The 15,359-nt window shown below is 59.3% G+C and carries 18 protein-coding genes; 17 read left to right on the top strand and 1 reads right to left on the bottom strand.

The features are described from left to right. Positions 1 to 6: 6 nt before the first annotated feature. The 5 genes from tgt (at position 7) to AC1Q6Y_RS19880 (ending at position 5,028) form a co-directional block, all read left to right on the top strand. Positions 7 to 1,122, top strand: a complete 1,116-nt coding sequence (tgt, locus tag AC1Q6Y_RS19860) for a tRNA guanosine(34) transglycosylase Tgt (protein WP_162130301.1) — start codon at positions 7 to 9, stop codon at positions 1,120 to 1,122. A gap of 43 nt (positions 1,123 to 1,165) precedes the next feature. Next, positions 1,166 to 1,501 (top strand): preprotein translocase subunit YajC, encoded by a 336-nt coding sequence (gene yajC / locus AC1Q6Y_RS19865; protein WP_007956696.1) that lies wholly within the window; start codon positions 1,166 to 1,168, stop codon positions 1,499 to 1,501. Positions 1,502 to 1,565: 64 nt separating this feature from the next. Further along, entirely contained in the window at positions 1,566 to 3,434 is a 1,869-nt protein-coding gene (secD, locus tag AC1Q6Y_RS19870) for a protein translocase subunit SecD (RefSeq protein ID WP_057716306.1), read from the top strand. A gap of 9 nt (positions 3,435 to 3,443) precedes the next feature. Further along, positions 3,444 to 4,358 carry a protein translocase subunit SecF gene (gene secF / locus AC1Q6Y_RS19875; RefSeq protein WP_057716305.1) on the top strand — a complete coding sequence of 305 codons (915 nt, stop codon included), beginning with the start codon at positions 3,444 to 3,446 and terminating at the stop codon, positions 4,356 to 4,358. 121 nt (positions 4,359 to 4,479) lie between these two features. Then, a complete protein-coding gene (locus AC1Q6Y_RS19880) occupies positions 4,480 to 5,028 on the top strand; it encodes a glycine zipper 2TM domain-containing protein (RefSeq protein ID WP_223501124.1) in 549 nt (182 codons plus the stop codon). Positions 5,029 to 5,288: 260 nt separating this feature from the next. Here the strand turns inward: AC1Q6Y_RS19880 and suhB are convergent, their stop codons facing one another. Then, positions 5,289 to 6,107, bottom strand: a complete 819-nt coding sequence (gene suhB / locus AC1Q6Y_RS19885) for a type III secretion system regulator SuhB (protein WP_008053258.1) — start codon at positions 6,105 to 6,107, stop codon at positions 5,289 to 5,291. 146 nt (positions 6,108 to 6,253) lie between these two features. Here suhB and trmJ point away from each other — a divergent pair, with 146 nt between their 5' ends. The 12 genes from trmJ to rlmN all read left to right on the top strand — a co-directional run bounded on the left by trmJ (position 6,254) and on the right by rlmN (position 15,349). Continuing rightward, on the top strand, positions 6,254 to 7,024 hold the full coding sequence (gene trmJ, locus AC1Q6Y_RS19890; RefSeq protein ID WP_008053257.1) for a tRNA (cytosine(32)/uridine(32)-2'-O)-methyltransferase TrmJ: 771 nt from the start codon (positions 6,254 to 6,256) through the stop codon (positions 7,022 to 7,024). A 2-nt stretch (positions 7,025 to 7,026) separates the two neighbouring features. Then, on the top strand, positions 7,027 to 7,803 hold the full coding sequence (gene cysE / locus AC1Q6Y_RS19895; protein ID WP_007982740.1) for a serine O-acetyltransferase: 777 nt from the start codon (positions 7,027 to 7,029) through the stop codon (positions 7,801 to 7,803). Between the two features lie 254 nt (positions 7,804 to 8,057). Then, positions 8,058 to 8,549, top strand: coding sequence for a Fe-S cluster assembly transcriptional regulator IscR (gene iscR / locus AC1Q6Y_RS19900; protein ID WP_007903581.1), 492 nt, complete (start codon positions 8,058 to 8,060; stop codon positions 8,547 to 8,549). A 50-nt stretch (positions 8,550 to 8,599) separates the two neighbouring features. Next, complete coding sequence (locus tag AC1Q6Y_RS19905; RefSeq protein ID WP_057716303.1) at positions 8,600 to 9,814, top strand: IscS subfamily cysteine desulfurase; 1,215 nt, start codon at positions 8,600 to 8,602, stop codon at positions 9,812 to 9,814. Positions 9,815 to 9,915: 101 nt separating this feature from the next. Continuing rightward, positions 9,916 to 10,302: a Fe-S cluster assembly scaffold IscU gene (gene iscU, locus AC1Q6Y_RS19910; RefSeq protein WP_028620148.1), complete on the top strand. Its 387-nt coding sequence runs from the start codon at positions 9,916 to 9,918 to the stop codon at positions 10,300 to 10,302. Between the two features lie 34 nt (positions 10,303 to 10,336). Next, entirely contained in the window at positions 10,337 to 10,660 is a 324-nt protein-coding gene (iscA, locus tag AC1Q6Y_RS19915) for an iron-sulfur cluster assembly protein IscA (protein WP_003227904.1), read from the top strand. Between the two features lie 8 nt (positions 10,661 to 10,668). Continuing rightward, complete coding sequence (hscB, locus tag AC1Q6Y_RS19920; RefSeq protein ID WP_057716302.1) at positions 10,669 to 11,190, top strand: co-chaperone HscB; 522 nt, start codon at positions 10,669 to 10,671, stop codon at positions 11,188 to 11,190. Positions 11,191 to 11,241: 51 nt separating this feature from the next. Continuing rightward, positions 11,242 to 13,104 (top strand): Fe-S protein assembly chaperone HscA, encoded by a 1,863-nt coding sequence (gene hscA / locus AC1Q6Y_RS19925; RefSeq protein ID WP_057716301.1) that lies wholly within the window; start codon positions 11,242 to 11,244, stop codon positions 13,102 to 13,104. A gap of 2 nt (positions 13,105 to 13,106) precedes the next feature. Next, entirely contained in the window at positions 13,107 to 13,448 is a 342-nt protein-coding gene (fdx, locus tag AC1Q6Y_RS19930) for an ISC system 2Fe-2S type ferredoxin (protein ID WP_007998670.1), read from the top strand. 14 nt (positions 13,449 to 13,462) lie between these two features. Continuing rightward, positions 13,463 to 13,663: a Fe-S cluster assembly protein IscX gene (iscX, locus tag AC1Q6Y_RS19935; RefSeq protein WP_008070969.1), complete on the top strand. Its 201-nt coding sequence runs from the start codon at positions 13,463 to 13,465 to the stop codon at positions 13,661 to 13,663. A gap of 89 nt (positions 13,664 to 13,752) precedes the next feature. Then, on the top strand, positions 13,753 to 14,178 hold the full coding sequence (ndk, locus tag AC1Q6Y_RS19940; RefSeq protein ID WP_007903599.1) for a nucleoside-diphosphate kinase: 426 nt from the start codon (positions 13,753 to 13,755) through the stop codon (positions 14,176 to 14,178). 28 nt (positions 14,179 to 14,206) lie between these two features. Then, the gene (rlmN, locus tag AC1Q6Y_RS19945; RefSeq protein ID WP_046040918.1) at positions 14,207 to 15,349 is read left to right on the top strand and encodes a dual-specificity RNA methyltransferase RlmN; all 1,143 of its coding nucleotides are present in this window, start codon (positions 14,207 to 14,209) and stop codon (positions 15,347 to 15,349) included. Positions 15,350 to 15,359 lie beyond the last annotated feature (10 nt).

The raw sequence follows: 15,359 nt of genomic DNA on the forward strand, positions 1-15,359 counted from the left end.
TGTCGTATGTCTTTCGAGCTGCTGGCCACTGATGGCAAGGCTCGTCGCGGTCGTTTGACCTTCCCGCGCGGTACCGTCGAGACCCCGGCTTTCATGCCGGTGGGCACCTACGGCACGGTCAAGGGCATGCTGCCACGGGATATCGAGGCGACCGGCGCGGAAATCATTCTGGGCAACACTTTCCACCTGTGGCTGCGCCCGGGTACGGAAGTGATCAAGAAACACGGCGACCTGCACGATTTCATGCAGTGGAAAGGCCCGATTCTGACCGACTCCGGCGGTTTCCAGGTGTTCAGCCTGGGCGCCATGCGCAAGATCAAGGAGGAGGGTGTGACCTTCGCTTCCCCGGTCGACGGTGCCAAGGTGTTCATGGGCCCGGAAGAGTCGATGCAGGTCCAGCGTGACCTGGGCTCCGACATCGTGATGATTTTCGACGAATGCACGCCGTACCCGGCCGACGAAGACGTTGCCCGTATTTCCATGGAATTGTCCCTGCGTTGGGCCAAGCGTTCGAAAGAAGCCCATGGCGACAACACGGCGGCGCTGTTCGGTATCGTTCAGGGCGGCATGCACCAGGACCTGCGCATGCGCTCCCTGGAAGGCCTGGACAAGATCGGCTTCGACGGCCTGGCCATCGGTGGTCTGTCGGTGGGCGAGCCCAAGCACGAGATGATCAAGGTGCTGGATTACCTGCCGGGCATGATGCCGGCTGACAAACCTCGTTACCTTATGGGCGTTGGCAAACCGGAAGACTTGGTTGAGGGTGTGCGCCGCGGTGTGGACATGTTCGATTGCGTGATGCCAACCCGTAACGCCCGCAATGGGCATCTGTTCATTGATACCGGCGTGCTGAAGATCCGTAACGCGTTCCATCGCCATGATGATTCGCCGCTCGATCCGACCTGCGATTGCTATACCTGCCAGAACTTCTCCCGCGCTTATCTGCATCACCTGGACAAGTGCGGCGAAATGCTGGGAAGCATGCTCAATACCATCCATAACTTGCGCCATTATCAAGTGCTTATGGCTGGTTTGCGCGAGGCTATTCAACAGGGTACATTGGCCGCCTTTGTCGATGCCTTCTACGCCAAACGCGGGTTGCCTGTTCCGCCTTTGGACTGAGTTTACTGACCCCAAGATTCAACATTTGCAACTGGAGTGCTAAATGAGCTTTTTTATCTCTAATGCCATGGCAGACGCTGCTGCACCTGCGGCAGCCCCTATGGGCGGCGGTTTCGAGTGGATTTTCCTGGTCGGCTTCCTGGTCATCTTCTACCTGATGATCTGGCGTCCACAGGCCAAACGCGCCAAAGAGCAGAAAAACCTGCTGAGCAGCCTGCAGAAAGGCGACGAAGTTGTGACCACCGGCGGCATCGCCGGCAAGATCACTAAAGTGGCCGACGATTTCGTCGTTCTGGAAGTTTCCGACACCGTCGAAATGAAGTTCCAGAAAGGCGCCATCGCCGCCACGCTGCCAAAAGGCACGCTCAAAGCGATCTAAGTTTCAACTTCATTTTCAATCGACGGGGCGCGCAAGGCGCCCCGCGTCATAAACGGGCGGCGTGATGCTGAACAAATATCCTCTGTGGAAATACATTCTGATCCTGGCGGTGCTGGCGGTCGGTCTGATTTATTCCGCTCCCAATCTTTATCCTGATGACCCGGCCATTCAGGTCAGCGGTGCAAGCACTGCGCTGCAAGTCAATCAGGCTGATCTGGATCGCGTGAGCGCTGCGCTCAAGGAATCCGGGATCAACGTCAAGGCTGCCACGCTGGCAGAGGGCGGCAAGGGCGGTCTGATTCGCCTGACCAAGGCTGAAGACCAGCTGCCGGCCAAGGACGTCGTGCGCAAGGCATTGGGTGATGACTACGTCGTCGCGCTGAACCTGGCACAAACCACCCCGCAATGGCTGCGCAACCTCGCTGCGCATCCGATGAAGCTGGGTCTGGACTTGTCCGGTGGTGTGCACTTCCTGCTGGAAGTGGACATGGACAAAGCCCTCGACGCGCGCCTGAAAGTCTACGAAGGTGACGTCAAGAGCCTGCTGCGTAAAGAGAAGCTGCGCTATCGCAGTCTGCCGCAACTGGGCGGTGCCATTCAGCTGGGCTTCACTGATGAAGCAGCCCGCGAACAGGCCCGTACGCTGATCCGCAAGAACTTCAACGATTTCGACATTGTTCCGGCCGACCTCAACGGTCAACCGGTGCTGCGTCTGGCGATGACCCCGGCCAAGCTGGCGGAAATCCGTGAATACTCCATCAAGCAGAACTTGACCACGGTACGTAACCGCGTCAACGAGCTGGGTGTTGCCGAACCGATCGTCCAGCGTCAGGGCGCCAACCGCATCGTGGTTGAGCTGCCGGGCGTGCAGGACACCGCCGAAGCCAAGCGTATCCTCGGCAAGACGGCCAACCTCGAGTTCCGTCTGGCGGCTGAGCCGGGTGCTTCGAAAGCCACTTCCGAATCCTTCGAGTTCCGTGAGGGCAACCGTCCTCCTGCGCTGATCGAGCGTGGCCTGATCATCACCGGTGACCAGGTAACCGACGCCAAGGCTGGCTTCGACGAGCACGGCAGGCCAGAAGTGAATATCCGTCTGGATGGCCATGGCGGCGAGCTGATGAGTCGTGCGACCCGTTCGAACGTCGGTCGCAGCATGGCGGTGATCTTCATCGAGCAGCGCCCGGTTACCACTTACACCAAGCAGGTGGTCAACGGCGTCGAGAAAGACGTTCCGGTTCAGACCTTCAAGGAAGAGAAGAAGATCATCAGCCTGGCGACCATTCAGTCGCCGCTGGGTGCTCAGTTCCGCATCACTGGCCTGAATGGCCAGGGCGAGTCGTCCGAACTGGCGCTGTTGCTGCGTGCCGGTGGTCTGGCCGCTCCGATGTACTTCGCTGAAGAACGCACCATCGGTCCAAGCCTGGGTGCCGACAACATCACCAAGGGTATCGATGCATCGCTGTGGGGCATGCTGTTCGTCTCGCTGTTCATCATCGCCATCTACCGCTTCTTCGGCATCATCGCCACTGTCGCGCTGACGGTGAACATGGTGATGCTGCTGGCCTTGATGTCTCTGCTGGGTGCAACGCTGACCCTGCCGGGTATCGCCGGTATCGTGTTGACCATGGGTATGGCGGTCGACGCCAACGTGCTGATCTTCTCGCGGATCCGTGAAGAGATCGCCGCCGGCATGACCGTGCAGCGTGCAATCAACGAAGGCTTCGGCCGGGCATTCACCGCGATTCTCGACGCCAACCTGACAACACTGTTGGTCGGCGGCATCCTCTTTGCCATGGGCACCGGCCCGGTCAAGGGCTTCGCAGTGACCATGTCCCTCGGGATCTTTACCTCGATGTTCACGGCCATCATGGTGACCCGCGCGATGGTCAACCTGATCTTCGGCGGTCGTGACTTCAAGAAGTTGTGGATTTAAGGGGCTGCCATGTTACGTACAATCAACTTCATGGGCGTTCGCAACTTTGCGTTCGGCGTCACATTGTTCCTTACGGTGCTGGCCTTGTTCAGCGTCGCCACCAAGGGCATGAACTGGGGCCTGGACTTCACCGGCGGTACGCTCATCGAGCTGACCTACGAGCGTCCGGCCGACGTCACCCAGGTGCGTGAGCAGCTGGTGACCGCGGGTTATCACGAAGCCATCGTGCAGAACTTCGGTGCAACCACCGACCTGCTGGTGCGCATGCCTGGCGAAGACCCGCAACTGGGTCACCAGGTGGCCGAAGCCCTGCAGAAGGTGGGCGGCGAGAACCCGGCGACGGTCAAGCGCGTCGAGTTCGTCGGCCCGCAGGTGGGTGAAGAGCTGCGCGACCAGGGCGGCCTCGGCATGCTGATGGCGCTGGGCGGCATCCTGATCTACCTGGCGTTCCGCTTTCAGTGGAAGTTTGCGGTCGGTGCGATCGTGTCCCTGATCCACGACGTGATCGTGACCATCGGTATCCTGTCGTTCTTCCAGATCACCTTCGACCTGACGGTGCTGGCGGCGGTATTGGCGATCATCGGTTACTCGCTCAACGACACCATCGTGGTATTCGACCGGGTTCGTGAGAACTTCCGGGTACTGCGCAAGGCCAGCCTGATCGAGAACATCAACATCTCGACCACGCAAACCCTGCTGCGGACCATGGCGACTTCGATTTCCACCTTGCTGGCGATCGCGGCCCTGCTGTTCTTCGGTGGCGACAACCTGTTCGGCTTCTCCATCGCCCTGTTCATCGGTGTTCTGGCGGGTACTTACTCGTCGATCTACATCGCGAACGTGGTGCTGATCTGGCTGAACCTGAGCACGGAAGACCTGATTCCTCCGGCCAATGCCGAGAAGGAAGTCGACGACCGTCCTTGAAGGAAGCTTCTTTCAGCGATGTAGTCCGAAAAAGGCGCGAGTTGAACTCGCGCCTTTTTTTGTGCTCCAAGGCAGGGAGAAGCGCGGGTTTATCCCGCATGTGATGGTCCAGGAGGTTCATGTGAACAAGTCGATGCTGGTTGGTGCTGTACTGGGTGCTGTCGGTGTGACTGCCGGGGGTGCTGTGGCCACCTACAGCCTGGTTAAAAGCGGCCCGGAGTTCGCACAAGTACTCGCCGTTGAGCCGGTCAAGACACAAATCAAGACTCCACGTGAAGTGTGCAAGGATGTAGCGGTCACCCGGCAGGCGCCGGTGAAAGATCAACATCAGATCGCCGGTACGGTGGTCGGTGCATTGGCAGGTGGTTTGCTGGGTAACCAGATCGGTGGCGGCAGCGGTAAGAAGATCGCCACGGTCGCAGGTGCTGTCGGTGGCGGTTACGCCGGTAACAAGGTGCAGGAAGGCATGCAGGAGCGTGATACCTACACCACCACCCAGACCCGCTGTAACACGGTTAACGACATCAGTGACAAGGTTGTAGGTTACGACGTGCGTTATTCGCTGGACGGCAAGGAAGGCAAGGTGCGCATGGATCGTGATCCAGGCAACCAGATTCCGGTGGATAAGGAAGGCAAGTTGATCTTGTCGGATAATCAGACGGCTCACTGATCTGCTGACGCTGGATTAAAAAAGAAGCACCCTGCGGGGTGCTTTTTTTGTGCCCGCGATCTATGCGCCACCGCAATCCCCTGTAGGAGCGAGCCTGCTCGCGAAGAACCTAAGGGCGCCGCGTTTATCCAGAATTCCCGCGTTATCGTTGACGACCTTCGCGAGCAGGCTCGCTCCTACAGAGGATTTCGGTGTTTTGAGGGACAAATTCCAGGCATAAAAAAAGCACCCCGAAGGGTGCTTTTTCTGTCGCTGGAAGCTTAGCGCTTCAGCGAGGCTGGCAGGTGCGGCTGGATGGCCGTCAGGACTGCCTTGAAGCACTTGGTGTTACCAGCAACGACGTGGCCTTTTTCAAGGAAGTCGTGACCGCCGGTGAAGTCGCTTACCAGGCCGCCAGCTTCCTGGATCAGCAGGGCGCCTGCCGCCATGTCCCATTCGGACAGGCCCGACTCCCAGAAGGCGTCGAAGCGGCCGGCAGCCACGTAGGCCAGGTCCAGGCTTGCAGAGCCGGCGCGGCGGATGCCGGCGGTCTGGCCAACCAGGGCGCGGAACATGCCCAGGTAGTTGTCGAGGTTGTCCATCTGGTCGTCACGGAACGGGAAGCCGGTACCCAGCAGGGCGCCGTCGAGGCTGGTGCGACCGCTGACGCGCAGGCGACGACCGTTCAGTTGAGCGCCGCGACCACGGCTGGCGGTGAATTCTTCCTGGCGAACCGGGTCCAGAACAACAGCGTGCTCAAGACGACCGCGGTATTTGCAGGCGATGCTGACAGCGAAGTGAGGAATGCCGCGCAGGAAGTTGGTGGTGCCGTCCAGCGGATCGATGATCCACAGGTACTCTTCGCCTTCGATGCCGGTGCCGGCGTGCATGCCGGTCTCTTCACCCAGGATCGAGTGATTCGGGTACGCCTTGCGCAGGGCATCGATGATTTTCTGTTCGGCGGCGCGATCCACCTCGGATACGTAATCCTTGGCGTCTTTTTCGTCGACCTTGATGGTATCCAGGCGCTCGATGGAGCGGAAGATCAATTCACTGGCGCTGCGGGCGGCGCGCAGCGCGATATTCAGCATGGGCTGCATGGATGTGTCACCTAAGGTTGTTAAAGAAAGCCGGGCATTCTATCAGAAAGTTTCTACAGGAGAAGGACGACGTTCGCTTTCATGGCTTAACGGTAGGTTCAGCTGTAAGATTCGGCTCCCGATTATTGTGTTCGAGAGCGCCTCCCTTGCTGCAAAACATTCGTGTCGTCCTGGTCAATACCAGCCATCCGGGCAATATCGGCGGGGCTGCGCGTGCCATGAAGAACATGGGGCTGTCGCGGCTGGTGCTGGTCGAGCCTCGTGTGTTCCCGCATCACGAGGCCGATGCCCGTGCCTCCGGTGCCGGGGACATCCTTGAAAACGCGCAAGTCGTCGCCACCTTGGAAGATGCCTTGGTCGGTTGCAACCTGGTGCTTGGTACCAGTGCTCGCGACCGGCGCATTCCCTGGCCGCTGCTCGATCCCCGCGAATGCGGAACGAAGGTGGTCGAGGAAGCGGGGCAGGGTGCGGAAATCGCTCTGGTGTTCGGTCGTGAAGATTCCGGCCTGACCAACGAAGAGCTGCAGCGATGTCATTATCACGTGCACATTCCATCAGACCCTGAGTTCAGTTCGCTGAACCTTGGGGCGGCGGTGCAGGTGTTGGGTTATGAAGTGCGCATGTCCTGGCTGGCGGCCCAAGGTCAGCCGAGCAAGGTCGAGAAGGAAGAAGTGGCCTCGGTCAAAAGCGCTGAGCTGGCGACCATGGACGAGCTGGAGCGATTCTATGAGCACCTGGAGCAGACCCTGGTGGCCATCGAATTCCTCGATCCGGAAAAGCCACGGCACTTGATGGCGCGCCTGCGCCGGTTGTACGGACGCAGCTCGGTCAGCCGGGCGGAAATGAATATTTTGCGTGGCATCCTCACGGAAACCCAAAAAGCGGCCCGTGGTGAGCTCCTTAAGCGGAAGGATTAATGATGTTCGAGCGTTTGCGTGAAGATATCCAGAGCGTATTCCACCGAGACCCGGCGGCGCGTAACGCTTTTGAAGTCCTGACTTGCTATCCGGGCATGCACGCCATCTGGATCCACCGTTTGTCGGCGATGCTGTGGCGCGCGGACCTGAAATGGCTGGCGCGGCTGGTGTCGAACTTCGGCCGCTGGCTGACCGGGATCGAGATCCATCCGGGGGCCAAGGTCGGTCGTCGTTTCTTCATTGACCATGGCATGGGCATCGTCATCGGTGAAACCGCCGAGATCGGCGATGACGTCACTATTTATCAGGGCGTGACCTTGGGCGGTACCAGTTGGAATAAAGGCAAGCGCCACCCAACGCTGGGTGATGGCGTCGTGGTCGGGGCGGGCGCGAAGGTGCTCGGCCCGTTCACAGTCGGTGCCGGTGCCAAGGTGGGTTCCAACGCTGTCGTGACCAAGGAAGTGCCACCGGGTGCCACTGTGGTGGGTATTCCGGGGCGGATCATCGTCAAATCCGACGAAGAGCAAGATGCCAAGCGTAAGGCCATGGCCGAGAAAATCGGCTTCGATGCCTACGGTGTGACTGAAGACATGCCTGACCCGGTGGCTCGCGCCATTAACCAGTTGCTCGATCACCTGCAGGCGGTCGATGGTCGTCTGGAGGGGATGTGCGGGGCGTTGAAGGACCTGGGCAGCAATTACTGTGCGAAAGATCTGCCTGAGCTGCGCGAAGAAGATTTCGCCTGTGTGAAGGACAAGGATCAGAGTCAGGCCAGCTAAACCGAGTCGAACTCATCGCGAGCAAGCTCGCTCCCACAGGTGATCAAGTTGTACAGGCTGACGCGGTCCAGTGTGGGGGCGAGCTTGCTCGCGATGAACGATAACGCGGTACTGCTGGCTGTATATGGCCGGCCTTTGCTATGATGCTGCCGCTCTTTTGCGGGTAAACCTGACTAAAGTACTAGGTCTTATAGTTGACTTAAATACTCGGGAATTGCATACTCGCCTCATTCCGAACTCCGTGGTAATTGTCCATGCGACTGACTACAAAAGGCCGATACGCCGTGACCGCCATGCTTGACCTGGCGTTACACGCGCAGCACGGGCCCGTGTCCCTGGCCGATATCTCCGAGCGCCAAGGCATCTCCCTGTCCTACCTCGAACAGCTTTTCGCCAAGCTGCGCCGCAGCAATCTGGTGTCCAGCGTGCGCGGTCCGGGTGGTGGCTACCAATTGTCCCGCGACATGCAGGGCATCCAGGTCGCCCAGGTGATCGATGCGGTGAACGAATCGGTCGATGCAACCAAATGCCAGGGCCAGGGTGATTGCCATCAAGGCGACACCTGTCTGACCCACCACTTGTGGTGCGATCTGAGCCTGCAAATTCACGAATTTCTGAGCGGTATCAGCTTGGCTGACCTTGTGACTCGCCGTGAGGTGCAAGAAGTAGCCCAGCGTCAGGACCAGCGCCGTTGCAACAGCAAGGCGCCACGCCTGGACAAGATTGAAGCGTCCGCCGTCGAATGACAGCCAAAGAGCTAGCGGCACGCCAGCCAGCCTGATTTAGGAGATAGTCCATGAAATTGCCGATTTACCTTGATTACTCTGCGACCACCCCGGTTGATCCCCGTGTTGCGCAAAAAATGAGTGAATGCCTGCTGGTCGACGGAAACTTCGGTAACCCGGCGTCCCGTTCCCACGTGTTCGGCTGGAAAGCTGAAGAGTCCGTTGAAAACGCTCGTCGTCAGGTCGCTGACCTGGTCAACGCCGACCCGCGTGAAATCGTCTGGACCTCCGGTGCCACCGAATCCGACAACCTGGCAATCAAGGGTGCGGCACATTTCTATGCCACCAAAGGCAAGCACCTGATCACCACCAAGATTGAGCACAAGGCTGTCCTGGACACCATGCGCCAACTGGAGCGTGAAGGCTTCGAAGTGACCTACATCGAGCCTCGTACCGATGGCCTGGTGACCCCGGAGATGATCGAAGCCGAACTGCGCGACGACACCATCCTGGTTTCGGTCATGCACGTGAACAACGAAATCGGCACCGTCAACGACATCGCAGCGATCGGCGAACTGCTCCGTTCCAAGGGCATCCTGTTCCACGTCGACGCCGCTCAGTCCACCGGCAAGGTCGAGATCGACCTGCAGAAGCTGAAAGTCGACATGATGTCGTTCTCCGCCCACAAGACCTACGGTCCTAAAGGCATCGGCGCCCTGTACGTAAGCCGCAAGCCGCGCGTGCGTATCGAAGCGACCATGCACGGTGGCGGTCACGAGCGCGGCATGCGTTCCGGCACCCTGGCGACCCACCAGATCGTGGGCATGGGTGAAGCTTTCCGCGTAGCCAAGGAAGACATGGCTGCCGAGAACGCGCGCATCAAGGCGTTGAGCGACCGTTTCTACAAGCAGGTCGAGCACCTGGAAGAGCTGTACGTCAACGGCAGCATGACCGCCCGCGTTCCGCACAACCTGAACCTGAGCTTCAACTACGTTGAAGGCGAGTCGCTGATCATGGCGCTCAAGGATCTGGCAGTATCGTCCGGTTCGGCATGCACCTCGGCGTCCCTTGAGCCTTCGTACGTACTGCGCGCCCTGGGCCGCAACGACGAACTGGCACACAGCTCGATCCGCTTCACCTTCGGCCGTTTCACCACCGAAGAAGAAATCGATTACGCCGCGCAGAAAGTTTGCGAGGCCGTTACCAAGCTGCGCGCTCTGTCGCCGCTGTGGGACATGTACAAAGACGGCGTCGATATCTCGAAGATCGAGTGGGCGGCACACTAAACAAAGAAGCCGCCGGATACGGGTCCTGTAGCAGCGCGGCGGTCCACGCAGCGTAACTACAGGGTCTCAAGAGCGGCCCTGATGAGTGAGGATTGAGAATCATGGCTTACAGCGAAAAGGTCATCGACCACTACGAAAACCCGCGCAACGTCGGCAAGATGGACGCGGAAGATCCTGATGTCGGCACCGGCATGGTCGGCGCTCCGGCGTGCGGCGACGTGATGCGCCTGCAGATCAAGGTCAACGAAGCCGGCATCATCGAAGATGCCAAGTTCAAGACTTACGGCTGCGGTTCGGCTATCGCTTCCAGCTCCCTCGCCACCGAGTGGATGAAGGGCAAGACCCTGGACGAAGCGGAAACCATCAAGAACACCCAGCTGGCTGAAGAACTGGCCCTGCCGCCAGTGAAAATCCACTGCTCGGTACTCGCTGAAGACGCCATCAAGGCGGCTGTTCGCGATTACAAGCAGAAGAAAGGCTTGATCTGATTTTCGAGTTTTGGCGACGAGTAAGGAGTCACCGATGGCTATCAGCATGACAGAAGCGGCTGCTCGACACGTGCGGCGCTCCCTCGACGGGCGCGGCAAAGGTGAAGGGATTCGTCTGGGTGTTCGCACCACGGGCTGTTCCGGCCTTGCCTACGTGCTGGAGTTTGTCGACGAGGTGGTTGCAGAGGACCAGGTGTTCGAGAGTCACGGCGAGAAAGTGATCATCGACCCGAAGAGCCTGGCCTACCTGGACGGCACCGAACTCGATTTCGTCAAGGAAGGGTTGAACGAAGGCTTCAAGTTCAACAACCCCAACGTACGCGGTGAATGTGGCTGCGGCGAAAGCTTCAACATCTGAGGCTTGTCGTGGGTACTCCTTGTCATTTCGCTTTATTTGAGCTGCAACCGAGTTTCGATCTGGATCTCGATCAGCTGGCTACGCGCTACCGTGAGTTGGCGCGCGGCGTTCATCCGGACCGTTTTGCTGACGCTTCCGAGCGCGAGCAGCGGTTGGCGCTGGAACAATCCGCGAGCCTCAACGAGGCCTACCAGACGCTCAAGAGTCCACCCAAGCGCGCGCGTTACCTGCTCGCCTTGAATGGTGGCGAGCTGCCGCTGGAGGTCACGGTGCATGATCCGGAGTTTCTGCTGCAGCAAATGGAGTTGCGCGAAGAGCTCGAAGACCTGCAGGACAGCGCCGACCTGAATGGCGTTGCCGTCTTCAAGCGCCGCCTCAAGGCTGCCCAGGATGAACTGAACCAAAGCTTCGCAGCTTGCTGGAACGATGCCGCGCACCGTGAACGGGCCGAACGCCTGATGCGGCGCATGCAGTTCCTCGACAAGCTCACCTACGAAGTGCGCCAGTTAGAAGAGCGCCTCGACGATTAACCCAGTGCCGCTCCGGTCGCACGCCTGATATACAGATAAGTCCTGATAACGATGGCCCTACTGCAGATCGCCGAACCCGGCCAAAGTCCTCAACCGCACCAGCGTCGTCTGGCTGTGGGGATCGACTTGGGCACTACCAATTCGCTGGTCGCTGCATTGCGCAGTGGACTTTCCGAGCCTCTGGCTGACGCAGAAGGGCGGGTCATCCTGCCGTCTGCCGTGCGCTACCACGCCGATCGCGTCGAAGTTGGCGAATCCGCCAAGCTGGCCGCCGCCACCGATCCTTTGAACACCGTGCTGTCGGTCAAGCGCTTGATGGGTCGTGGTCTGTCCGACGTCAAGCAGCTGGGTGATCAGTTGCCGTACCGCTTTGTCGGTGGCGAATCGCACATGCCGTTCATCGAGACGATCCAGGGCCCGAAAAGCCCGGTGGAAGTCTCCGCCGACATCCTCAAGGTCCTGCGTCAGCGTGCCGAAGCGACCCTGGGCGGTGAGCTGGTGGGCGCGGTGATCACCGTTCCGGCCTATTTCGACGACGCTCAGCGTCAAGCCACCAAGGACGCGGCCAAGCTGGCCGGTCTGAACGTGTTGCGCTTGCTCAATGAGCCGACCGCGGCAGCCGTGGCTTACGGTCTGGACCAGCACGCCGAAGGCCTGGTCGCGATTTATGACCTGGGCGGCGGCACCTTCGATATTTCGATTCTGCGCCTGACCGGCGGTGTCTTCGAAGTGTTGGCCACTGGCGGCGACAGCGCCCTGGGTGGCGATGACTTCGACCACGCGATTGCTGGCTGGATCATTGAGGGCGCCGGTTTGTCGGCCGACCTTGATCCGGGCGCGCAGCGTCAACTGCTGCAGACTGCCTGCGCCGCTAAAGAAGCGCTGACCAGTGCCTCGTCGGTCGAAGTGGCGCATGGCGCCTGGAAAGCCGAGCTGACCCGTGAAGCCTTTGATGCGCTGATCGAGCCGATGGTCGCGCGCAGCCTGAAAGCCTGCCGCCGCGCGGTGCGTGATTCCGGTGTCGAACTGGAAGACGTGCATGCCGTGGTCATGGTTGGTGGTTCGACTCGCGTGCCTCGCGTTCGTGAAGCCGTCGCCGAAGCCTTCGGTCGCCAGCCGCTGACTGAAATCGATCCGGATCAAGTGGTGGCCATCGGTGCTGCGATCCAGGCCGATACCCTGGCCGGCAACAAGCGCGATGGCGATGAACTGCTGCTGCTCGACGTGATTCCGTTGTCCCTGGGGCTCGAAACCATGGGCGGTCTGATGGAGAAGGTGATTCCACGCAACACCACCATCCCCGTCGCTCGTGCCCAGGACTTCACCACTTACAAAGACGGCCAGTCGGCCATGGCAATCCACGTGTTGCAGGGCGAGCGCGAGCTGATCAGCGACTGCCGCTCCCTGGCGCGCTTTGAGCTGCGTGGCATTCCAGCGATGGTGGCCGGCGCAGCGAAGATTCGCGTGACCTTCCAGGTCGATGCCGATGGCTTGCTCAGTGTTTCCGCCCGCGAACTGGGTTCGGGCGTCGAAGCCAGCATCCAGGTCAAGCCGTCCTACGGTCTGACCGACGGCGAAATCGCCAAGATGCTCAAGGATTCGTTCCAGCACGCCAACGATGACAAGGTTGCCCGGGTACTGCGTGAGCAGCAGGTCGATGCCCAGCGCCTGATCGAAGCGGTGCAGGCTGCCCTGGAGGCCGACGGCGACCGACTGCTCGACGCCGACGAGCGCATGGTCATCGACCTGCAAGTGCAGGAACTGACCGAACTGATGAAAGGTACCGATGGTTACGCCATCGAGCAGCAGACCAAGCGTCTGTCGCAAGTGACCGACGCCTTTGCTGCCCGCCGCCTGGACTCGACGGTGAAAGCCGCGCTGGCGGGGCGCAACCTGAATGAGATTGAGGAATAACGATGCCGCAGGTCATTTTTCTGCCACACGAGAAGTTTTGCCCCGAAGGCATGGTTGTTGAGGCTGAGACGGGTATTTCCATCCTCGAACTGGCCCACGAGCACCACATCGAGATGGAAAGTGCCTGTGGCGGCGTTTGTGCCTGCACCACTTGCCACTGCATCATCCGCGAGGGTTTCGACTCGCTGGAAGAGGCTGACGAGCTGGAAGAGGACTACCTTGATAAGGCTTGGGGTCTTGAGCGCGAGTCCCGTCTGGGGTGCCAGGCCAAGGTCGGTACCGAAGACCTGACCGTCGAGATTCCGAAGTATTCGCTCAACCATGCGGCCGAAGCACCGCACTGATTCAAGGATCTGAAATGAGTCTGAAATGGGTTGATGTGCTGGAAATCGCGATCCAGTTGGCTGAAAGCAAGCCTGAGGTGGACCCGCGTTACGTGAACTTCGTCGATCTGCACCAATGGGTGCTGGCATTGCCGGAGTTCAGCGATGATCCGACCCGCGGCGGCGAGAAAGTGCTTGAAGCCATTCAGGCCGCCTGGATCGAAGAGGCAGACTGAGTCTGTCGAGCAGGTTAGGCAATACCCGAGAACCCGCGTATAATTCGCGGGTTTAATTTTTCGTAAATTACCGTTTCTGGAGTTACACCATGGCTGTTCAACGTACTTTCTCCATCATCAAGCCTGACGCCGTTGCTAAAAACGTTATCGGCGAGATCACCACTCGTTTCGAAAAAGCTGGCCTGCGCGTTGTAGCTTCGAAACTGAAGCAACTGTCCAAAGCCGAAGCTGAAGGCTTCTACGCTGAGCACAGCGCTCGTGGTTTCTTCAACGACCTGGTTGCTTTCATGATCTCCGGTCCGGTTGTCGTTCAGGTTCTGGAAGGCGAAAACGCTATCGCTCTGAACCGTGAGCTGATGGGCGCTACCAACCCTAAAGAAGCTGCTGCCGGCACCATCCGCGCTGACTTCGCTGATTCCATCGACGCCAACGCCGTACACGGTTCGGACTCCGAAGCCGCTGCCGCTCGCGAAATCTCGTACTTCTTCGCAGCTACTGAAGTAACCACTCGCTAAGCATTGGCTTAAGAGTGAAGGTGAATCCATGACTACATCGACTGTAAAAACTAACCTGCTGGGTCTGACCCAGCTGGAAATGGAAAAATTCTTCGACTCAATCGGGGAGAAGCGTTTCCGTGCCGGTCAGGTAATGAAATGGATTCACCACTTTGGTGTCGATGATTTCGATGCCATGACGAACGTCAGCAAGGCCTTGCGCGAAAAGCTCAAGGTTGTTGCTGAGGTCCGTGGTCCGGAAGTGGTCAGCGAGGACATCTCCAGCGACGGCACCCGCAAGTGGGTGGTGCGCGTGGCGTCCGGCAGCTGCGTCGAGACCGTTTACATTCCCCAGGGCAAGCGCGGCACCTTGTGCGTTTCGTCCCAGGCAGGCTGTGCCCTGGATTGCAGTTTCTGCTCCACCGGCAAGCAAGGCTTCAACAGCAACCTCACCGCCGCCGAAGTCATCGGGCAGGTGTGGATTGCCAACAAATCCTTTGGCAGCGTCCCGGCAACCGTCGACCGTGCCATCACCAACGTGGTGATGATGGGCATGGGTGAGCCGCTGCTGAACTTCGACAACGTCGTCGCGGCCATGCATTTGATGATGGACGACCTGGGCTACGGCATTTCCAAGCGCCGTGTGACCCTGTCGACCTCCGGCGTGGTGCCGATGATCGATGAGCTCTCCAAGCACATCGACGTCTCCCTGGCGTTGTCCCTGCACGCACCGAATGACGCATTGCGTAACCAATTGGTGCCGATCAACAAGAAGTATCCGCTTAAGATGCTCCTCGAGTCGTGCCAGCGCTACATGTCGAATCTCGGCGAAAAGCGCGTGCTGACCATCGAGTACACCTTGCTCAAAGATATCAACGACAAGGTCGAGCACGCCGTGGAGATGATCGAGCTGCTCAAGAACATCCCGTGCAAGATCAACCTGATCCCGTTCAACCCGTTCCCGCACTCCGGTTACGAGCGCCCGAGCAACAACGCCATTCGTCGTTTCCAGGATCAGCTTCATCATGCCGGTTTCAACGTCACCGTCCGCACCACCCGTGGTGAAGACATCGATGCGGCCTGTGGTCAACTGGTAGGGCAGGTGCTGGATCGCACCCGTCGCAGCGAACGTTATATCGCCGTGCGTGAACTCAACGCCGACAACGATGTAGCGCAAGACGCCGCGAAATAACCAAGAGAGG

It is taken from the genome of Pseudomonas sp. GW823-FHT06E10 (genome assembly GCF_058794995.1).